Below are 20,510 nucleotides of genomic sequence, written 5' to 3'. Positions count from 1 at the left end.
AAATACAAAATAATTCGGTAATATGATCCATCGAGAAGCCTTGTTTTATAACATTTTGTATTGAGAACCAATATGTTATAAATTCAGGGCTTTTTTTCTACTCTTTTTTATATCGAACTCAGGTTATAGTACTATTTCCGGACCCTGTTTGGATCATGCTGCTTTCTGGATGCGGCAGCAATTTCAACAAAATAAGCCCAGGTTTTTTAAACAACTGGCTAAATCTTGGTATATCGCGGTGTTTCAATTGCCCTTGCTGGCCCCAGCCATCTGGACTTTATTTACGCCTGAAAAATGGGACAAAGTTTTGCAACAATTAGAGCCGCAAAAAGATTTACCTTTAAACAGCCATATTGCTGCAGATGGAAAACATGGTATTGGACTGTATCGTGCCAACTTCATCTCACGTTTAACCCAACCACGTCAGCGTTTTGCTGTTTGTCCGGTGCAGGCGATTGTGCTGAAAAGAGACAATTTTGTCAGTCCGGAACTGATTGATGAAATGCCGAAATGGGCAGAAAATTTTCAGCGTGTAGAAATAGATGCTAACCATTGGGCAATATTGAGCCAAGCAGAGTTGGTCGCAGAATATATCAAAACATTTGCGCTAAAAAATAATTGAACAATTCTTTTGGATATAAATTTTAATTAAAATCAATTTTTTATCGTTTTTTGACTGAGCCGATTTATTTACAGTTTCAAAAGGGTGCATCTGTTAAAATAACGGCTTTTTATCTTCCTTAAAATTTTCATGAATGCAGTAGTAATTGCGATTGCCGTGATGTTTATATTCTCACTGGCACGAGTTTCTGTTGTCTTGACTTTGGTCATTTCAGCGATTATTGGTGGCTTGGTTGCAGGTCTAAGTTTGTCGGATACTGTAACTGCATTTAATGCGGGTCTGGGTGATGGGGCAGAAGTTGCCCTGGCTTATGCAGTATTGGGTGCTTTTGCTTTGGCCTTGTCAAGATCAGGCTTGCCTGATCTTTTGGCACATAAATTAATTGGTTTGCTTGGTGCGGAAGCCACACATCAAAAAACCAGAAAAGTAAAATATTTACTGTTAAGCATTTTACTGGTTGCAGCCATTTTTTCTCAAAACCTGATTCCTGTGCATATCGCCTTTATTCCGGTCTTGGTTCCTCCTTTACTTAAGGTTATGAATCACATGAATTTAGACCGTCGTGCAGCAGCATGTGTACTGACCATGGGTTTGGTCGGAACCTACATTTTCCTGCCAGTCGGTTTTGGTTCCATTTTCCTTGAACAAATTTTGATGGGCAACATCAATAAAATTGGTGCAGCCTATGGCTTGCATGTAGATCGCTGGATGATGCCGATGGGGATGGTTATTCCGGTCATTGGCATGCTGATAGGTACGTTTACTGCTGTATTTTTCAGCTATCGCAAACCACGTCATTATATTGATCGTGTGGTTGCTCGTGTGACCACCATCGATCTGGACAAGCCAATTCGTGCGGGCGAAGTGAGTCTGCAAGCGGATGCCGAAGAACTCAAACACGAAGCAGAACAAGCGCCAGTCATCGCGAAAAAAACCATCTTTATGGCACTACTCGCGATTTCCTTGACTTTGGTTGCCCAGCTGTATTCAGGCTCGATGATCTTGGGTGGGCTGGTCGGTTTTGCGGTACTGTCTGCTGCGGGTATCTTCAAATGGCAAGAGGCCGATGATGTCTTTGTTCAAGGCATGCGCATGATGGCATTGGTCGGCTTCATTATGATTTCTGCGGCTGGTTTTGCTTCGGTGATGACGCATACTGGTGACATCAACAGCCTAGTGAATGGAGTGGTACATCTGATTGGTGACAACAAAGCCTTGGCTGCATTTCTGATGTTGTTTATAGGATTATTTGTGACTATCGGGATTGGCTCATCATTCTCCAGTGTACCGGTATTGGCGGTGATTTATGTACCGCTGTGCGTACAATTTGGCTTTTCTCCATTGGCTACTGTGGCCTTGATTGGTACCGCAGCAGCATTGGGTGATGCCGGCTCTCCAGCTTCAGACTCAACTTTAGGTCCAACTGCAGGTCTGGGTGTAGATGGTCAGCATGATCATATTTGGGATACGGTCGTTCCAACATTTATCCATTTTAATATTCCATTATTGGTATTTGGCTGGATTGCTGCAATGGTACTTTAATGAATTTTTAATTCATTTTATTGCTTATTTTAAAACATGTATTTAAAATAAATGTTATTAAATAATTAATATAATAAAACCAAGCAATATACTTGGAATATAATCATTAATCTGATTAACATGGTTGGTATTAAAAACCAACTATGTTGATCTGATTAAAATAAATAACTAATATTTTCAATGGTTTAAAAATAAATAAATTTAAAATAATTAATGGCTATTGCATATTAATAATAGGCATGTTTATTATTAATTAATGTTTAAATTTTGTAGTAATTATCCTTCTAGAGGTGATTTAAAATGTTAAAACAAGTTGCTCTTATCGCGTTAATGGGGATGTCTGCTTCTGCAATGGCAGGTAACTGGCAGGTTAAAGTTGGTGCTTCAGCATTAGCTCCACAAAATGATGATAACGGTACTTTAAATGTGCCTTTAGCTACTGGTGGTTCAGCAGCATTAAAAGCACAAGTAAGTAATGAAGTTAACTTCACTCCATCTGTTGAATATTTCTTTAATAATTCACCAATTTCAGTAGAGTTATTGCTTGCATTGCCTTTTGAACATGATGTAAACGTTGGTCCAATTGAAGATGCTGCTTCATTCAAGCATTTACCACCAACCATTACAGCAAAATATAATTTTAAGAACTCTACTCGTTTCACACCTTACATTGGTGTAGGCGCAACTGTGGTTATTCCTTGGGATGAGCAATTATCTCAGACTACTAAAAATGTAACTGGTGCAGAAAGTTTAGATGCTGATGTAGCATACGGTGTTGCTGGTCAGGTCGGTTTTAATTATCAACCAGCTGATGCGAAAAACTGGGGTGTTTTTGCTGATGTACGTTATGCGGATGTGAAAACTGAATTAACTGCAAAAACACCAGATGGCACTAAAGTAAGTTTAGGTGACCTTGAAGTTAACCCTTGGGTTTACACAATCGGTTATAGCTACAAATTCTAAAATAAAAATAGATATAAAATAAAAACAATAAATCAGCGCCAAAATCCCCATCTCTGATGGGGATTTTTATTTCATCATTCAGTCACAATAAAGTACAGAAATTGAGCACTTTTATCCTGTTTCATCATTAAAAATGCGTTTAAGTTGAGAGTCTACAATAAGCTAAAAAAGCAGGAAAAATCATGAAATTATTCATTGTATGCAAAGTGGTCTTTTTTAGTCTTTTAAGTGGATCGGTGTATGCAGCCAGTTTTAATTGTGACAAAGCAGAAACGTCAACTGAACATGCCATTTGCGAGCACCGTGCCATTAATGATGCTGATGTCAAAATGGCCACCACCTACAATATTATTAAACGTTTGGTGCCGATGGGAACACGCGGGGTAATTCAGGATGAGCAGGTCAAATGGTTACAGTTGCGCGACCAATGTGGCAATTCAAGCCGCTGTTTAAGCGAAGTGTATAAAATGCGCCAACAAAAGCTGAATCTGTATATGGAGCGTGTGTATCAACAAGGGCCTTTCTAAGAAAAATTTATTTGACCCTATTGAAAAATCTTTAACTTACTCCATTCATTAAGCATCCAATAAAAACCGTGTAACGAATTTAAGGAGTGATTTATGAGCGAACAAAGCGCACAAAAACATAGTTTCCAGGCTGAAGTCGCACAGTTATTGCATTTGGTGACGCATTCTCTCTATTCAAACCCTGAAATTTTTCTGCGAGAACTGATTTCGAACGCTTCAGATGCCTGTGACAAGTTGCGTTTTGAAGGGATTAACCATCCTGAATATTATGAAAATGACCCTGACTTGCATGTACGTGTCAGTCTGGATAAAGAAAATAAAACCATCACTATTTCCGACAACGGTATTGGTCTGACTCAACAAGAAGCCATTGATAATCTGGGCACCATTGCCAAATCGGGCACCAAGGACTTCATGTCTAAATTGTCCGGAGATCAAAAAGCGGATGCGCAATTAATTGGCCAGTTTGGTGTCGGTTTTTATTCAGGTTTTATTGTGGCTGAAAAGATTACCGTGGAATCGCGTCATGCTGCTGCTGATGTCGCTGACGGTGTACGCTGGATTAGCACTGGCACAGGTGATTTTGAAGTTGAACAAATCAATAAGGCTTCACGTGGAACAGACATTATTTTGCATTTGCGTGACAATGCACTGGAGTATTTAGAATCTTATAAAGTTAAGCAAATCATCAATAAATATTCTGACCATATTAGCCTGCCAATTGAAATGCAAAAAGAAATCTGGCAGCAAGAAGAAGCCGCTGAGGGGGAAGAAGCTAAGCCAGGTCAGATGGTGAAAACAGATGAATGGGAAGCTATTAACTCTGCCAGCGCACTTTGGACCCGCAATAAAAACGAGATCACTGACGAGCAATATACCGAATTCTACAAGAATCTCAGTCATGACTTTGATGCACCTTTGGCCTGGACCCATAACCGTGTAGAAGGCAGCACGGAATACACACAATTGCTTTATATTCCAAGCAAGGCGGCAAGCAATCTCTTTACCCGTGAAGCCAAAGCCGGCATTAAACTGTATGTCAAACGCGTATTTATTATGGATGAAGCGGATAACCTGATTCCAAACTACTTGCGTTTTGTGCAGGGGGTGGTAGACAGTGCCGATTTGCCGTTAAACGTGAGCCGTGAATTGCTGCAAGAAAGCCGTGACGTGAAAACCATTCGCGAAGGGAATGCACGCCGTGTGCTGACCATGCTGGATGCTTTGGCGAAGTCTGAAGATGAAAAAGACCAGGAGAAATTCAAAACGTTCTATGCTGAATTTGGTTCGGTGATTAAGGAAGGTCTGGGTGAAGACTTTGGTAACCGTGAACGGATCTTAAAATTATTACGTTTCTCGACTTCCAGCAATGATGAAATTTCAACTTCATTGGCAGATTACAAAGCACGCATGAAAGAAGGGCAGAAAGCCATTTATTACGTGACTGCGGAAAGCCTCAGTGCTGCGAAGAATTCGCCACAGCTGGAGCTGTTCAAGAAAAAAGGCATTGAAGTGCTGTTAATGGCGGATCGTGTAGATGAATGGGCGATGGAGTTCATTCATGAATTCGACGGAACGCCAATGCAAAATGTGTCCAAGGGTGCAGTAGACTTGGGTGATTTGCAGGATGCTGAAGAGAAGAAAGCACTGGAAGCAGCAGCTGAACAGTTTAAGCCTGTGGTGGACAAGCTCTCCGATTCTCTCAAAGCAAAAGCCCAACAAGTGCGTGTGACGACTCGTTTGGTCGATTCACCTGCCTGTCTGGTAACAGGCGAGGGTGAGCTGTCTCCACAATTGATTCGCATGTTGAAACAGGCTGGTCAGGCGGTTCCTGAATCAAAACCGATTTTAGAAATTAACCCTGAACATCCGCTGGTGAAAAAGCTGGAAGGATCGAACCAGTTTGATGACCTAGCCAATGTGATTTTTGACCAGGCAGTGATTGCAGAAGGCGGTTTGCCTGATGACCCTGCAGCCTATGTAAAACGTATTAACAGTTTATTGCTGAAATAAGTCCTTTTCGCATTAAGCAAAAAACCTCCTTCGGGAGGTTTTTTATTGCAGAAAATAGGCATATTGATGGATCAACTTGTTATATTGCCCAACATTAGAACAATGCTTCCATACGCACTAATACACCGAGGAAATGGCTGCGATCTTCACGATGGTCATTGAGATAGTTTAAATCGCCCTGTAGAAAAAACCATTCACGCACAAAAGGTTGCCGCCATGAAATATAGGGTCCCCAACTGTTCAGGCGAAGGTCGTTATTATTATAAAAACCGCCGGTATATAAGCCATAAGCAAAACGGTTATTCTGGAAAAATTGATGTTGTCTGAATAAATAATTATCCCAAGTGACATCGTCATCTTGTTTGTCTGCATAGGTCAGGCTGAGCTGATTGGATAAAAATGGCTGATTCGGTCGTGCATGGGTAAGTTCCAGATTGGTTCGCAAGTAGTTTTCACTATCTATGCCATAGCGGTAAATCTGTTCGGCATGAAATCTGAAATCATTTTCCAGTTGCCAGTCTCTGGACGCTTTAAGTCGTACATAAATATCATCCCCTGAACGAATCCCCAAATCCAGATCGGTTTCAAAAGGCAGCCGTTTGGAAAAATCCGACCAACGCAGGGCCAAGGAACTGTTACTTTCTTGTGTTCGTTCACGGTCTAAAGCTTTACTACTGGTGCTACCTGGATTTTCATCGGTAATAGCAACATTATTGTTCAGTTCGTTATCTAAAGAGTCATCACCGAATACCAAACTGATTTTACGTTCCAAGGTTGGAAGTTTAATTTTTCCGCGCAGACGTGGGCTAACTTCATAACCATCATGTTTATTCCAGCTGTTATCGATAATCAGGCGTAGGGTTGCTGAAGCTGGATCATTTGGATCGGGTTGCCCAAACCATTGATCTATTTTATGGGAGCTACGGTCTGTCCAGTTGCGGATTTCATGTTGTTTACGGTCTAGCCAGCTTTGTTTTTCAGTGGCCTGGATCGGAGGGACAATCACTGCATCTGACTGTTGCGGTAAAACTGTCGGCATCGCATCAATCAGGCTTGGAATCTGACTGAGCAAATTAAAATCTGTTTCTGTTGCGTTAAGCTTTTGTTGATCAACCCCGGTTTCAGCTGAGTTTGACCAGCTGACAGTAGACATGAGTCCAGAGATCAACACACATAAGAGGGGGCTTAATAGAGATAATTTTTTTTTCCGCATATCCTTGCTCTTATATTGTCTGATGATGACTAGTCTGGTAAAAAATCACACTAAAAAGCAAGCTCTTGCTACAAAAAATAAAAACTTAATTTGAAATATGCTTTTGAATCTCTTTATATAATTCCCGGCAATTAATCGGGGAACTGAATTGAGCAGTAATCATCTGAATCATTTGCCAGCTAATGCCATGATGGCGTTCCAATAAAAAATAAGGATAGGCCGATTCATTCTGTGACAGGGCTAAACGTTTGTGCCCATGAATAAGCCGTATTTTTTGCCGTTCTTTGAGTAAAAGTAGCGGTGTTTTAATATCGGCGGCACTTTCATCCAGCTTAATAATTTTTTGGGTTTGAATCAGTTGTGCAGGAATAAATGGCATATAGTTTTCATCATGCCAGATGCAAATGGCTTTATGCGTATAGACATCAAACAGGGCTTCAATAGAGTTAAAATGATCGGCCAGGTCTATCCAGGGAATTGTCTTGATTGCAGCCAGGGCATATTGCTCAGCATTATTCAATAATGGCATGAACTGCATGGCCTGCGCCTGGTTTTCTGCACCCAGTAATGCCAAATATCGAACAAAACAACCTTGCTGATTGATCTGCTCTGCCAGATAAATTGGGTAATGCTGCCATTTTTCCAGGTCTGCACCATGTAACAGTAAATCTAGATACGGGGCAATTTCTAGCAAGCTGGGAATGTCTAAACGATATAGCTGCTGTAATGAGGCTTCTTCGCCAGGTAGCGAATGAATACGGGCGACATATTGATTGAGTTCCAGGGTTTCTGCAACATCTTTGATGATAGATGACGGAGCCGCCGTATTCTCTATATCGGTGTGGGCGAGCGTAGAAGCCGCCATCGGTAGATCAGGTTCTACAGCTGAAGACGGTTGCTGAATCTCGGCAGGCTGCTGGCTTTGCTGCGCAGATGTTTCAGTGGCTATCGGCTCTTGATCTGAATACAGCTCAGTTATGGATAAATCCATTAAATTGGATTGTTCATGTTCAGCAATGGTTTCAAGCTCATCAGCAGCTACAGTTAGATTTGTCTTAGTCTCGGTTAAAACACTCGTTAGCTTTGGTACAATCAAATTTTGAATCTGTTTGAGTTCATAGTCTGTTTTTAGGCAACCATAGTTCTGTTGTTGTTGCAGCATCCAGTGATAGGCATCCTCCAGATTTTCCCATTCGCTGATCAGGGCTGTACGATTTGCTGCCGGAATTAACCAGATTTGCCAACCGAGTTGAGCATCATGCAAAATAGCCCAGCCAAAATCTGGATGTTGATAAAGGGCTTGCTCTAGCGCTTTACCTTGCTGAAATACGCCACGAAAAGAGAGCTGAAACAGGGTTTGAGCGGCGAAATCTGTAGCTGCTTTTTCGGGCTGGCTATGGGATTTAAATTGTAAAATCTGTTTTTTAAAAATCGGTTCATCACATAAAGCAAAAATGTCTTTTATCCGGGCTTTTGAGCTGGCAATTTCAAAGAAAGATAAGGAACGTTGTTCCAAGCCATCGATGAGTTGATTTAATTCGTGAATCAGCTTGGCTTTTTCTAAGACATTCATGTGCTGATCTCACCTCTAGAGATGCTTTTGCGCTTTTTCTAGATAACTTGCCAATACGATATTAATCGCGAGTTCAAGTAACTTATATTCTGCAGACGTGGGCTGGGAGTAATGCTCAGCAAGCATGATCAACTGATCGGTTTTGATCGTTTGCGGAGAAATCTTGCCTTGAATCAGTGCTTGAAGTTCTTGCATATACACACTTCTTCTTGAGTGAATTATTTATTTAATTGTTTTGATTATATGTATTTAGTAAAAAAAAGCATGAAAAAAAATGTCAGTTTTTGAGTATTTATAGACATAATTTGCAAAAAATGTAAATTTTAAATAAAAAATAAGCAATTTTTTGGCAGGAGAGAGCAGAAATCTGCTGATCAGGCTTTAGCTGTCCTGTTATTTTGCAAAGAAATGGATAAAAAGAAAGTAATGAAATGACAGATTAAAACGATGTTCTGATCGAACATAAGCTGGTGAACAAAATGCCAATTTATGCTGATAAAAAAACCAGACCACATTTGTTTTGTCTGGTTTTTTTTATGGATTTTTAGATTAGGCAGCTGTTTTAGATGCAGTCACACTCTGTATCTCAGTTTTAGCAACAGGTGCTTTTTGTTCAGCATTCACGGTTTCTGTTGCTTTGCTGACAGGAAAATCTGGGGTATAAACAATTTGAGCAGAAAGGTTAGCAGAGCAAGCCACAATAGCAACAGCGATAAGAGATTTAATCAGGTTCATCATCATTTTCCTTTAGTGAAAGGATGTCTGCTTCATTCAAAAATGAAGCAGGCAAGGAGAGAAATAAAAATAAATTTCATGTGAATGATATCAAGAAGTGATTGAATCAAGTAAGGAGGTGAGAGCAAAAAAAGATGAACGGTGAGTTTAAAATATTATATAAATCATATATTTAGAGTTTTTGCTCTAAGACAGACTGTCTGTTAACAATCTGTCTTAACTGCTTTGAAAATATATAAAAATTATTTTGCATGGCATTTATTTTGGTATTTTTTTTCGTAAACTTTTCCCGCCACACCTCCAATAATGGCACCACTAAACGTACCGAAAACGGGTAATACACTACCAGCCACTGCGCCAATCAGTACACCTTTGAGCGTGGGTGAAAAAGGAGATTTTGCAGATGTGCTTTGTTTTGGACTGGTATCAATCATCGGATCTTGTATTTCAGTGTTCATATTTACCTCTATAAATTTCATGATTAGGAACTCAGATATTCCGCATATTAGCCTAGCGAATTGTGCTTTTAATTGTGTCCAAACCTTGTATAGATAAGTTGTCTTTTGTAAGAGGTGCAAAGCAAATAAGGGTATTGTGACCCGGCTGTAAGTTTTTGCGCTGTAATGTTAAAACTCACTTTTTTGTTTAGAAAATGTCCTATGATCTGGACTCAAAATAATAAAACCTGAGGTAAAAACAATGGCTATCGCAAAAGTGGTTGAAGTGAATTCAAGCAGTAATAAAAGTTTTGAAGATGCTATTCAAAGTGGCATAGATAAAGTGATCGAAACAGTGAAAAATGTGCAGGGTGCATGGATAAATGAACAAAAAGTGGTGATTAAGGATAATAAAATTACAGAATATCGGGTGAATTTAAAAATTAGCTTCTTGGTTGACTGAATTGAATAGATCAATGAATCTTAAAATAAAAAATCCCCAAGGACTGGGGATTTTTTATTGACTTGCTGTAGTTAAGACTTCAGCTTATTTTTCCGGAACATCACACTGATCTTCTTTACAGATTGCGCTATCTTCAGCAACTATGTTGTCTTGTTGAGGTGCTTCAAGGGCTTTTTTCATCACCTGTAAAAATACTTCACGTGGCTGTGCACCCGCGAGTGCGATCCGTTGATCAAAGACAAAGAAGGGTACCCCGGTCACTTTGAGCTGATCACGTGCTACTTCTTCATCAAATTTGACAAAATCTGCAAATTCGTCTGAATTGAGCACATCATCTACTTCAACCGGATTTAAGCCAATACGGGCTGCAACATCTTCCAGGGTTTCACGTTCACCAATGGCTAAACCTTGGGTCATATAACTATAGAAAAAGGCTTCTTTGGCTTCGGAACCCAAGCCTTTGCTTTGTGCCAAATGAATAATACGGTGAGCATTGAAGGTGTTGCCTGAATTGGCATTTTCCCAATTGAACTGAATACCTTCTTCTGCAGCCATTGCGGCAATATTGCGCTGCATTTCTTCAACTTCAGTCAGAGTACGGCCGTATTTTTGCGCCAGACGTTCAGAGTTGGATACTTCTTGGCGAACAGGTGCTTCCCGGTCAAGTTCATAACTATGCCAATGAACTTCAAGTTCTAAACCTGCCTGTTCAGCAGCAGCTTCCAGACGTTTTTTACCAATATAACAAAATGGGCAAACTACATCTGACCAAATATCTACGCGCATGAGAGTTCTCTTATCTTTTCTTGCTTCTATTGATGGGGATAGAGATTAAAATTTAAAGCATCTAAAAATGAAAAATCATGAATTTATCAAATGGTATAAAACATATAGGTTTAAGGATAGATTGAAACTTAAAGAAGCGGGGTTCTTATGAAAAAATCAAATAAGCAATTCCATTTTAATTAGATTACAAGCATTACTATAAACAATATTATTAAAAAATATATTATTATTTAATCAATTGTTAGCATGAATATTCACACTTCTCCCCGTTTTTTAGCTGCTTTATTGCCATTGATCAGTACTCCTGTATTTGCAACAACTGGATATTTTATGCATGGTTATGGCATTAAGGCTCAAGGGAATGCTGGAGCCTCTGTTGCACATTTTCAAGATGCATTGACCATTGCAAATAACCCGGCAGGGTTGAGTTGGGTGGGCTCAAGAATCGATATTGGCGCTACACTTTTTGCTCCTGATCGCTCAGCAGAAATAGTGGGGAATGCTGTACCTGGTGCCAATGGTCATTATGATGGCAATGGTCGAAAGTATTTTGTACTTCCTGAACTTGCCTATAACCATCAAGTGAATAATCAAGTTAATTTGGGGATCGCTATTTATGGCAATGGCGGTATGAATACCGGCTATAAGCAAAATCCATTTGCTGCATTTGGAAATCAAGGCAGTGCGGGTGTGGATTTGTCACAGGTGTTTATTTCTCCTGCTGTCTCTTGGCAATATGCGAAAAATCAATCGATTGGGGTTGCGACCAATATCTTGTATCAACGTTTTGAAGCCAAAGGTATTAGCGGTTTTGCGGGTCTTTCTGTCGATGGCAATAAGCTCAGTAATAAGGGTAAAGACTCCGCTACAGGCGTTGGCGTACGTGTCGGTTGGGCTGGGAAGTTCTTTGATGAGCGTTTAACTCTAGGTGCAAATTATAGTTCTAAAATTGATGCAGACCGTTTTGATCAATACAGTGGCTTATTTGCACAACAAGGTGATTTTGATGTACCTGAAAGTTACGGTATTGGTGCAGCCTATCAGCTGACAGCAAAGTTGAACGTGGCTGCCGATGTGGAACGTATTAACTATTCAGATGTCGGTTCGGTTGGACATGCGATTAATCCGCTATTCCAGGGGCATGCCTTTGGGTCGGATCAAGGTCCAGGCTTTGGCTGGAATGACATTAACGTGTATAAAGTTGCAGCAAGCTATCAGGCTCATCCAAAATTAACTTTACGTGCCGGGTATAGTCATAACGACCAGCCCATTTCGGCGGATCAAACCTTCTTGAATATCTTGGCACCCGGGGTCGTGCAAGATCATTTGAGCGTAGGTGCAACCTGGAATGTAGATGCTCATCAAGAGCTCAGCATTGCATATACCCATGCTTTAGAAAAAGAAGTAAAGGGCAGTGAGTCCATTCCTGCAAACTTTGGTGGTGGTGAAGCGAATTTGACAATGAGTCAGAACATTTTAGGCTTGGCTTATGGTTATAAGTTCTAACCTGAGGCTTTCAAAAGTTGCGATAAAAGCCCTTTTCATCGGGCTTTTTTAGCTATGCGGTTTAATCTTCAATGAGCCATTTTCTTAAACAAGACATATGGACTTGATTTTAACTCATTTGCTGTCCTGCATACTTTGTGTCCTTATTGTTTGATAAATGAACGATTTAAGGCTGAATCAAGTTATGATGTGAAAAAGGCGGTATAGGGGAGTCTGGTATGCCCAGAATTTTTCTCATCTTGGCATTGGCAACATGCAGCGTATTTGGCTGGATGTTGTATCAATATTCGGTCCAGCAAAAGGAACTCAGCCAACTGCACAGCTACCAAACGGTATTGTATGAAAAAGCCGAACTCATTTATCAGCAGGCCCAAGACTGGTCTAAGCCAATCCAGATCAATGTTTCAGATAATCGTCTGCAGGGCGATTATAAAGTGATGGCAGATTTTGTGTTGAGTGAAATGATTCAAAATGCTGAAGCAAGAAATCAGTATTTGCGCGAGCTGAAAGCGATTCACTGGGATCAGTTTTTAAATATCGACCGTTTAGACCAAGACCGCGAGCAGAAATATGTAGAAACCGAGCAGATGTTGCAGCAAGCACATCTGCTCGCGAACCACTATCAGCAACAAACCCTACAGCGTGAACAAAATACCTTAGCCCGTGCTAAACAATTATCGATTAAATCGCATCTCAGGCATCAGCTCACCGATAGCTTGCGTGAAAGCCGGGATAGTGATCAGACCCACGCTCTATTTGCTCTGGAGCTACAGGTTCTAGATAAGGCGGATGCCTTATTCCAGATTCTTAAAAATAATCAATGGGAGAAAAAGAACAAGACCTTTATGTTTTATCAGGATCAGCCCCTCAAGCAGTTTAATGATTTGTATAAGCAGATTCTGCAGTTAAATGCAGAAATAGAAAAAATTAAAAAGCAAAACCGTCAGGCGGTTGAGCAGCGTTTATAGATTTTGAGTTTCAACTGGGGGATGTCAGCTAAAGCAGCAGTTTAAAATAAAAAAGCGTACCGAAGTACGCTTTTTTATACTATTGAGTGAGGCGATTAAGCACTTTTCTCTTCAGTCTGAGCAGCAAGCATATGGCCGGTTTCTTCGAAGTTTGAATGCCAAGACAGCGCTTCACGAAGAATGTGTGGAGTTTGACCACCTTTAGCACATGCACGATCAAAGTAATCGTTTAGAGCATCACGGTACATTGGGTGAGCACAGTTGTCGATAATCACACGCGCACGTTCACGAGGTGCTAAACCACGTAAGTCAGCAAGACCCTGTTCAGTTACCAGAATGTCTACGTCGTGTTCAGCATGGTCAACGTGAGAAGCAAATGGCACCACAGAAGAAATGTCACCGCCTTTAGCGATAGACTTAGTCACGAAAATTGCCAAGTGGGCATTACGTGCGAAGTCACCAGAACCACCAATACCGTTCATCATTTTGGTACCGCATACGTGAGTTGAGTTTACGTTACCGTAAATATCGAACTCTAATGCAGTGTTGATACCGATAATACCGAGACGACGAACCAGTTCAGGGTGGTTCGAAATTTCTTGTGGACGAAGCACAAGTTTGTCTTTGTATTGTTCAAGGTTGTTAAATACTTTTTCGCCATATTTAGCAGAAAGCGTAATTGAAGAACCTGAAGCAAATTTCATTTTGCCTGCGTCAATCAATTCGAAGGTACAGTCTTGAAGTACTTCTGAGTACATGATCAAGTCTTCGAAGTTCGAATCTTTCAAACCAGTCAATACTGCGTTGGCAATCGAACCGATACCTGCTTGTAATGGACCAAGATTAGAAGGAAGACGGCCTTCTGCCACTTCTTTTTCAAAGAATGCGATCAAGTGGTTCGCAATGCCTTGAGTTTCATCATCCGGTGCAGTCACGGTAGATGGAGAATCGTGGTATTCGCTGTTGAATACGATACCGACAATTTTTGCAGGATCGATATTGATGGCTGTTGTACCAATACGCTCATCCACTTTAGTCAAAGGAATAGGTTGACGTGTTGGACGATACGTTGGGATGTAGATGTCGTGTAAACCTTCAAAAGCAGGGCTTAAGTTGGTGTTGATTTCTACAATCACTTTTTCAGCGAAAATAGCAAAGCTAGCAGAGTTACCCACAGATGTGGTTGGAATAATGCCGCCATCTTCAGTAATGGCAACAGCTTCAATCACTGCTACATCTGGCTTTTTAAGTTGCTGGTTACGCATTTGTTCAACAGTTTCAGACAAATGCTGATCGATGAACATCACTTCGCCTTTGTTAATGGCTTTACGTAACGTATTATCTACCTGGAACGGTAAACGGCGAGCAAGTACACCAGCTTCAGTTAACTGTTTATCTAAATCGTTACCAAGACTTGCGCCTGTAATTAAAGTAATTTTCAAAGGATTGGTTTGAGCTTGTTTTACCAGTGCCAGGGGAACAGCTTTTGCTTCACCTGCACGAGTAAATCCACTCATACCTACAGTCATACCATCTTGGATAAAAGTAGCAGCTTGTTCTGCGCTCATGACTTTGTCATGAAGTGACGCTAAACGAATACGATCTAAAGACATGGTCTACGCTCAATTCTTGTTCAAAACTAGACGGATTGTACCGTCCAAAAAACAAATTGTGCATGCCTGTTAGGCTAAGGTCTAATTTTTTGAAAAAATGTGGGTATAACGAATTTTTATGGTTTTTAATGCCTTGATTTTAATAGTGTAAAAACCAGGGGGTTAATCATTAAACAAAACTGTTTGTTGATTAATTGATCAAAGCTTAAAAGTGTCCCGTAATCGTTTGTTTAATTTTTTCTAAAGTGCCTTGCGGGATATTTTCCTCAACTTCATCATGCAGTAGAGGTAAAGAAATCAGTGCTTCCAAACCGCCTTGCGGGCGATTTTGAATGGTAAGCTGTCCTTGATGAAGATCAACAATACGTTTTACGATGGCCAAACCTAAACCACTGCCCTGAATGGTTCGGGCTTCATTGCCGCGCACGAAAGGTTGCATCAAATCTTCAATTTGGTCTTCAGGAATACCTTCGCCATGGTCGGCGACACGAATCAGCAGGTGATTGTTTTCCACTTTGGCGGATAACTCGATCGGTTCGGCGCCATAGCGTTTGGAATTGTTAATCAGATTACCAATCAGGCGCTTTAAAGACTGGCTACGTGCTTGAATAATTGGAACTTCCTCAGCTTCAAAACGCACGTCCAGCGGCTTGAACTGAATGACCAGTTCCTGTAACAGCATATTAATATCGGTGTCCTGAAGTTCTTCATCAGAGCCATCACGCATGTAGGAGATGAACTGGTTCAGGATGGCATCCATATCTTCGACATCATAAATGAAGCCTTCTTTCAAAAAGTCATCATCGGGCATCATTTCTGCACTTAAGCGGATACGGGTTAGCGGAGTACGCAAGTCGTGCGAAATCCCCGCCAGCATAATACGGCGGTCACGTTCAGTCTGCTCCAGCGTATAAATCATATGATTGAAGGCCTGATTGACTTCACGAATCTCTTGTGGCCCATGATTGGTTTCCAGATAGGGTGCTGAGCCGGTTTTGCTATAGTTGTTCGCTGCATCCTGCAAACGGCGAAGCGGGCGGTTCAACTGGCGAACTAGAGTCAAAATGATGGCAGCAGCAATCAGTGGAATACCAACTAACCAGCCATAGATCAGTTCGGGACTATAGTTGGCATAGGTTTTTAAAGGTTCACGGACCCAATTTCCGTTCATTTCTGGAGTCTGAATCCAGATACTGGGACTGGGTTTAAACTGGAAATAAACCGTTACATTTTCAACTTTCAGTTCTTTTGCCAGCTTTTTTTCTATTTGATTGGTAAAAAACTCGGCAATCACTTTGTCTCTTACACGGGGATATTCTGCGGGATTGGTAATATATTCAATGCCGACCCGATTTTTGAGCCATAAATCGGCATCCACTTCGGCATTATTATGAAAAATACGTAAGTCAGGATTGTTTAGAATTTCCAGCTCGACCCCTAAATAGCGGGCATGCTGCTGAATTTCAGGAAGGTAAAGCGTACGCCAAAAGAACCACAACGACATAAATAAACTGAAAAACACAACGAATAACACCAGCACGGTGGTACGCATTGCAGCAGAACGCGGCTTAATCTTATCCAGAAAGCGTTCCCAGCGGGTTCGCTTCTTTTCTGAATAAGCTTCGTAATCAGTAAATTTTTGCGGGTCGATGGGTTCGAGTTTCACGCCAGCTTCCTGTGGGCATTTTTATTTTTGAAAATCGGCAGTGATGTTCTTGGCTGAGTCTTACTGCTTTGACATTCAATTGAAGGATTTGCTTAAGTTACTTTTTTAAAAAATGAGTAACACTCTTACGCAAGAAAACTTTTGCCATTCGCTGAACTCGCCATCATTCATCTATAAATTCTGTTGAAGGATGGCTCAAACAGCAGCGAATGGCTTTTCCGGACAAGTGTTTGAGTTTGTCTTATCCGATAAAAATTGGCTTATTCAGCACCATCTGGAACAAACACATATCCTACGCCCCAAACCGTTTGAATATAACGCGCACGGGCAGGGTTTTCTTCCACCAGACGACGTAAACGTGATACCTGAACATCAATCGAACGTTCCATCGCACCCCATTCACGGCCACGTGCCAAATTCATCAACTTGTCACGGGTTAAGGGTTCACGTGGATGTTGTACCAGTGCTTTCAGTACCGCAAATTCGCCCGTGGTCAGCGTGACCACCTGGCCTTCACGGGTCAGGGTGCGGGTCGACAAATCCAGTGACCAAGGGCCGAAGCTCACGACTTCCATTTGCTGGCTTGGTGCACCCGGGACTTCACGAACTTGGCGGCGTAATACGGCACGAATACGTGCGAGCAGCTCATTCGGGTTAAACGGTTTAGGCAGGTAATCATCAGCACCTGCTTCCAGGCCGGCAATACGGTCAGAATCACTGCCACGGGCAGTCAGCATGATAATCGGCGTATCGATATTGGATTGGCGTAAACGGCGACAAATACTTAAACCATCTTCAACAGGAAGCATAAAATCGAGCACGATCAGGGAGAAAAGTTCGCGCTGCAATAAACGATCCATTTGCGTTGCATCGTGAGCAGTTTTGACCACGAAGCCTTTATCTTCTAGAAAACGTTGTAACAACGTACGTAAACGCACATCATCATCCACAACGAGAATGCGCTCGACGCGATCAGGGTCGTTTTGTACTGGATCTGTTTTTTCAGCAGGTACCACTAAACTCATGATGTGCTCCTTTATCTTTATTGTCATCGTAAACAAAAGTTCGGATGATCTTGAGTATACGATTCATTTGTATCTGTTTACTATGCTCTAAAGCAACAAATATTGCAGATAAAATCAAGACATAGATACCAAATATATACATCTAAATTATCGCTTATCCTGCTGAATATGTAGAGTTAAAATCTACTTATCACCTAATTTTGTCGCAAATTCTAAAAAAACTGTGAATTGGCAATACTGACCACTGATAAATTTAATCAAAACAGTTGTGGATTTTATGGTCTTGGTCTTTATAATCATGCCATTTAGTACTTATCCTTGTGGGATCAAACACGATGACTGACTTAGTTCAGCAGTTGGCAAAAGAAATTGCCGTACGTCCAAATCAAGTAGAAGCTGCCATCAAGCTGATTGATGAAGGTGCAAGCGTTCCATTTATCGCACGTTACCGTAAAGAAGTAACCCAAGGCTTGGACGATATCCAGTTACGCCAACTCGACACCCGTTTATCGTATTTACGTGATTTATTTGAACGCCGTGAAAAAGTAATTGAATCGCTGAAAGAACAAAATAAATTGTCAGACGATTTGTTGGCACGTGTAAATGCTGCTGAAACCAAGAATGCTTTAGAAGAACTTTATGCACCGTACCGTCCAAAACGTACCAGCAAATCATTTAAAGCCAAAGAAGCGGGCCTCGGGCCAATTGCTGAAAAAATCTTCAGCGAGCAAGTTGATCCTGCGGAAGCACTCGCTGGCTTTAGCCATGAAGATTATCCGGATGTGGAAAGCCAGTTGGATGCGATCCAGAACATCCTGATTGATGACTGGGCACAAAATATTGCCTTAACCACTGAACTTAAAGCGACATTTGCCAAAACAGCTGTATTGAAAAGTCTGGTCGCCAGTGAAGAGAAAAAAGAAGTCGGTAAAAAATTCCGTGATTACTTCAATTTTTCTGAAAACTTAAACAAAGTACCTTCCCACCGTTTATTGGCCATGCTGCGTGGCCGTCAGGAAAATGTCCTGGGCTTAAAAGTGGATGGTGAAGACGATGCACCACTTGCACGTATTGAAACTGAATACAATCTCGACACGGTTCAACCGCAAAGCCGTCAAGATTACTTGAAGAAAACTGCAAAACTGTTCTGGTTAGGCAAAGTCCGTCCACAAATCGAACATTCATTATTGACTGAAAAACGCTTGGCTGCTGAAGCAGAGGCGATGGAAGTCTTTGCTGAAAACCTGCGTCATTTATTGCTTTCTGCTCCTGCGGGTGCACGTTGTACCTTAGGTGTAGACCCGGGAATTCGTACCGGTGTGAAACTGGCTGTAGTGAACCAGTCAGGCGATGTGGTTGCGCATAGCATCATTTATCCGTTTGCACCAAAAGAAGATAAAGCAGGTTCAATTGCAGAGCTTGCCCGTCTATGCCGTGAATTCAATGTTGACCTGATTGCCATTGGTAACGGTACTGCAAGCCGTGAAACTGAAGCGGTTGTGGCTGAAATGATGGCTCAAAATGCTGATTTGAAATTGACGCGCGTTTCCGTCAGTGAAGCTGGGGCATCGGTTTATTCGGCATCGGAACTGGCTTCACAAGAACTTCCAGAACTTGATGTTTCAATTCGTGGCGCAGTTTCAATTGCACGCCGTTTACAAGATCCATTGGCTGAGCTTGTGAAGATTGATCCGAAATCGATTGGTGTAGGCCAGTACCAGCACGACGTAAATCAAGCTGGTTTGGCAAAAACGCTGGAAGCTGTGGTTGAAGACTGTGTGAACTCGGTGGGTGTAGATGTGAATACAGCATCTTCAGCAATCTTGGGTTATATCGCAGGTTTAAATAAATCGATTGCTCAACAGATTGTTGATTTCCGTAAGGAAAATGGCCGTTTTGATAACCGTCAGGCACTCAAAAATGTACCACGTTTAGGCGAGCGTACTTTTGAACAGGCGGCAGGTTTCTTGCGTATTCAAGATGGTTCTGAACCGCTGGATGCATCTGCTGTTCACCCTGAGTCTTATGGCTTGGTAGAAAAAATTGTTGCAGCAAAAGCCACTACGGTAAAAGACATTATTGGTAATTCTGAAATCATTCGCCAGGTGAATGCCGAAGAATTTGCTGATGAGCAATTTGGTTTGCCTACCATTCAAGATGTATTGGCTGAACTTGAAAAACCGGGCCGTGACCCACGTCCGGAATTCCGTACTGCCAAGTTCCGTGATGACATCACTGAAGTGTCACAATTGACTGAAGGCATGCAGCTGGAAGGCGTGATTACTAACGTAACTAACTTCGGTGCCTTTGTAGATGTAGGTGTACACCAAGACGGTTTAGTCCATATTTCTGAACTGGCGAATGAATTTGTATCCGATCCACACAAAGTGGTGAAACCGGGTCAGATCGTGCAAGTACGTGTGCTCACTGTCGATGCTGAACGTAACCGTGTGAACCTGTCGATGCGTCCTGAAGGTTCGGAAGCACCGGCTAAAGCATCACGTCAGCCACGCCGTGACAATGCTCAGAATGAACAACGTGGTGAACGTAAGCCTCAAGCTAAACGTCCACAGCATGCACGTCCTCAAGGCGACCGCCCACAAGGTCATAAAAAGCCTCAAGCGGCTAAACCACAAGAAAACAAAATTGGTGGTTTAGGTGCGTTGTTATTGCAAGCCGGGATTAAAGGTTCGAAATAATCCTTGATTCATAATAAAAACCTCCCAATTGGGTAATGCCAGTCAGTTAAGCAACATTTAGCAAAATGCTGTAAAAATGAGTGTATATAAATACGCTCATTTTTTTTATGACTTTATCTGAGAATTTAGATTTAACCCTTCAGCACTCCATGCCATCAC

17 protein-coding genes and 1 pseudogene are annotated in these 20,510 nt (G+C 41.5%); 9 read left to right on the top strand and 9 right to left on the bottom strand.

Going from position 1 to position 20,510, the window contains the following annotated elements:
* Positions 1–124 precede the first annotated feature (124 nt).
* The 5 genes and pseudogenes from FTU91_RS12095 to htpG all read left to right on the top strand — a co-directional run.
* Positions 125–622, top strand: a pseudogene (locus FTU91_RS12095) (alpha/beta hydrolase); the annotation flags it as partial.
* Positions 623–751: 129 nt separating this feature from the next.
* Positions 752–2,164, top strand: coding sequence for a Na+/H+ antiporter family protein (locus FTU91_RS12090; protein WP_180082283.1), 1,413 nt, complete (start codon positions 752–754; stop codon positions 2,162–2,164).
* 300 nt (positions 2,165–2,464) lie between these two features.
* The gene (locus tag FTU91_RS12085; RefSeq protein WP_180043486.1) at positions 2,465–3,127 is read left to right on the top strand and encodes an OmpW family protein; all 663 of its coding nucleotides are present in this window, start codon (positions 2,465–2,467) and stop codon (positions 3,125–3,127) included.
* 182 nt (positions 3,128–3,309) lie between these two features.
* On the top strand, positions 3,310–3,654 hold the full coding sequence (locus FTU91_RS12080; RefSeq protein WP_180082282.1) for a lysozyme inhibitor LprI family protein: 345 nt from the start codon (positions 3,310–3,312) through the stop codon (positions 3,652–3,654).
* A gap of 93 nt (positions 3,655–3,747) precedes the next feature.
* Positions 3,748–5,667 (top strand): molecular chaperone HtpG, encoded by a 1,920-nt coding sequence (gene htpG / locus FTU91_RS12075; RefSeq protein ID WP_180082281.1) that lies wholly within the window; start codon positions 3,748–3,750, stop codon positions 5,665–5,667.
* Between the two features lie 94 nt (positions 5,668–5,761).
* Here htpG and FTU91_RS12070 read toward each other — a convergent pair whose 3' ends face one another.
* From FTU91_RS12070 to FTU91_RS12050, 5 genes are all read right to left on the bottom strand, one after another.
* Entirely contained in the window at positions 5,762–6,880 is a 1,119-nt protein-coding gene (locus FTU91_RS12070; protein ID WP_180082280.1) for a hypothetical protein, read from the bottom strand.
* 85 nt (positions 6,881–6,965) lie between these two features.
* Positions 6,966–8,453: a hypothetical protein gene (locus FTU91_RS12065; protein ID WP_180082279.1), complete on the bottom strand. Its 1,488-nt coding sequence runs from the start codon at positions 8,451–8,453 to the stop codon at positions 6,966–6,968.
* Between the two features lie 15 nt (positions 8,454–8,468).
* The gene (locus FTU91_RS12060; RefSeq protein WP_180082278.1) at positions 8,469–8,648 is read right to left on the bottom strand and encodes a hypothetical protein; all 180 of its coding nucleotides are present in this window, start codon (positions 8,646–8,648) and stop codon (positions 8,469–8,471) included.
* Between the two features lie 354 nt (positions 8,649–9,002).
* Positions 9,003–9,188 carry a hypothetical protein gene (locus FTU91_RS12055; protein WP_180082277.1) on the bottom strand — a complete coding sequence of 62 codons (186 nt, stop codon included), beginning with the start codon at positions 9,186–9,188 and terminating at the stop codon, positions 9,003–9,005.
* Positions 9,189–9,430: 242 nt separating this feature from the next.
* Positions 9,431–9,646 carry a hypothetical protein gene (locus FTU91_RS12050; protein ID WP_180082276.1) on the bottom strand — a complete coding sequence of 72 codons (216 nt, stop codon included), beginning with the start codon at positions 9,644–9,646 and terminating at the stop codon, positions 9,431–9,433.
* 241 nt (positions 9,647–9,887) lie between these two features.
* Between FTU91_RS12050 and FTU91_RS12045 the strand changes: the two genes are divergently transcribed.
* On the top strand, positions 9,888–10,088 hold the full coding sequence (locus FTU91_RS12045) for a dodecin family protein (protein WP_180082275.1): 201 nt from the start codon (positions 9,888–9,890) through the stop codon (positions 10,086–10,088).
* A gap of 84 nt (positions 10,089–10,172) precedes the next feature.
* Here FTU91_RS12045 and FTU91_RS12040 read toward each other — a convergent pair whose 3' ends face one another.
* Positions 10,173–10,874, bottom strand: coding sequence for a DsbA family oxidoreductase (locus tag FTU91_RS12040; RefSeq protein ID WP_180082274.1), 702 nt, complete (start codon positions 10,872–10,874; stop codon positions 10,173–10,175).
* A 246-nt stretch (positions 10,875–11,120) separates the two neighbouring features.
* Between FTU91_RS12040 and FTU91_RS12035 the strand changes: the two genes are divergently transcribed.
* Positions 11,121–12,380 (top strand): OmpP1/FadL family transporter, encoded by a 1,260-nt coding sequence (locus FTU91_RS12035; RefSeq protein WP_180082273.1) that lies wholly within the window; start codon positions 11,121–11,123, stop codon positions 12,378–12,380.
* Positions 12,381–12,598: 218 nt separating this feature from the next.
* Complete coding sequence (locus FTU91_RS12030) at positions 12,599–13,348, top strand: hypothetical protein (RefSeq protein ID WP_180082272.1); 750 nt, start codon at positions 12,599–12,601, stop codon at positions 13,346–13,348.
* Between the two features lie 95 nt (positions 13,349–13,443).
* Here FTU91_RS12030 and FTU91_RS12025 read toward each other — a convergent pair whose 3' ends face one another.
* From FTU91_RS12025 to ompR, 3 genes are all read right to left on the bottom strand, one after another.
* A complete protein-coding gene (locus FTU91_RS12025; RefSeq protein WP_166168528.1) occupies positions 13,444–14,961 on the bottom strand; it encodes an acetyl-CoA hydrolase/transferase family protein in 1,518 nt (505 codons plus the stop codon).
* Between the two features lie 205 nt (positions 14,962–15,166).
* The gene (locus FTU91_RS12020; protein WP_086197230.1) at positions 15,167–16,627 is read right to left on the bottom strand and encodes an ATP-binding protein; all 1,461 of its coding nucleotides are present in this window, start codon (positions 16,625–16,627) and stop codon (positions 15,167–15,169) included.
* Positions 16,628–16,887: 260 nt separating this feature from the next.
* Complete coding sequence (gene ompR, locus FTU91_RS12015) at positions 16,888–17,652, bottom strand: two-component system response regulator OmpR (RefSeq protein ID WP_180082271.1); 765 nt, start codon at positions 17,650–17,652, stop codon at positions 16,888–16,890.
* A 335-nt stretch (positions 17,653–17,987) separates the two neighbouring features.
* Here ompR and FTU91_RS12010 point away from each other — a divergent pair, with 335 nt between their 5' ends.
* Complete coding sequence (locus tag FTU91_RS12010; protein WP_180082270.1) at positions 17,988–20,351, top strand: Tex family protein; 2,364 nt, start codon at positions 17,988–17,990, stop codon at positions 20,349–20,351.
* The last annotated feature ends 159 nt before the right edge of the window (positions 20,352–20,510 follow it).

This window comes from Acinetobacter sp. YH12201 (assembly GCF_013418145.1).
GTDB lineage: Bacteria > Pseudomonadota > Gammaproteobacteria > Pseudomonadales > Moraxellaceae > Acinetobacter.
This window is presented reverse-complemented; position numbering and strand designations above follow the sequence as displayed.

Bases quoted from the DNA above. Each gene is read 5' to 3' on its own strand.
- FTU91_RS12090 (WP_180082283.1), top strand. From the start codon at position 752: ATGAATGCAGTAGTAATTGCGATTGCCGTGATGTTTATATTCTCACTG.
- FTU91_RS12085 (WP_180043486.1), top strand. From the start codon at position 2,465: ATGTTAAAACAAGTTGCTCTTATCGCGTTAATGGGGATGTCTGCTTCT.
- FTU91_RS12080 (WP_180082282.1), top strand. From the start codon at position 3,310: ATGAAATTATTCATTGTATGCAAAGTGGTCTTTTTTAGTCTTTTAAGT.
- htpG (WP_180082281.1), top strand. From the start codon at position 3,748: ATGAGCGAACAAAGCGCACAAAAACATAGTTTCCAGGCTGAAGTCGCA.
- FTU91_RS12070 (WP_180082280.1), bottom strand. From the start codon at position 6,880: ATGCGGAAAAAAAAATTATCTCTATTAAGCCCCCTCTTATGTGTGTTG.
- FTU91_RS12065 (WP_180082279.1), bottom strand. From the start codon at position 8,453: ATGAATGTCTTAGAAAAAGCCAAGCTGATTCACGAATTAAATCAACTC.
- FTU91_RS12060 (WP_180082278.1), bottom strand. From the start codon at position 8,648: ATGCAAGAACTTCAAGCACTGATTCAAGGCAAGATTTCTCCGCAAACG.
- FTU91_RS12055 (WP_180082277.1), bottom strand. From the start codon at position 9,188: ATGAACCTGATTAAATCTCTTATCGCTGTTGCTATTGTGGCTTGCTCT.
- FTU91_RS12050 (WP_180082276.1), bottom strand. From the start codon at position 9,646: ATGAACACTGAAATACAAGATCCGATGATTGATACCAGTCCAAAACAA.
- FTU91_RS12045 (WP_180082275.1), top strand. From the start codon at position 9,888: ATGGCTATCGCAAAAGTGGTTGAAGTGAATTCAAGCAGTAATAAAAGT.
- FTU91_RS12040 (WP_180082274.1), bottom strand. From the start codon at position 10,874: ATGCGCGTAGATATTTGGTCAGATGTAGTTTGCCCATTTTGTTATATT.
- FTU91_RS12035 (WP_180082273.1), top strand. From the start codon at position 11,121: ATGAATATTCACACTTCTCCCCGTTTTTTAGCTGCTTTATTGCCATTG.
- FTU91_RS12030 (WP_180082272.1), top strand. From the start codon at position 12,599: ATGCCCAGAATTTTTCTCATCTTGGCATTGGCAACATGCAGCGTATTT.
- FTU91_RS12025 (WP_166168528.1), bottom strand. From the start codon at position 14,961: ATGTCTTTAGATCGTATTCGTTTAGCGTCACTTCATGACAAAGTCATG.
- ompR (WP_180082271.1), bottom strand. From the start codon at position 17,652: ATGAGTTTAGTGGTACCTGCTGAAAAAACAGATCCAGTACAAAACGAC.
- FTU91_RS12010 (WP_180082270.1), top strand. From the start codon at position 17,988: ATGACTGACTTAGTTCAGCAGTTGGCAAAAGAAATTGCCGTACGTCCA.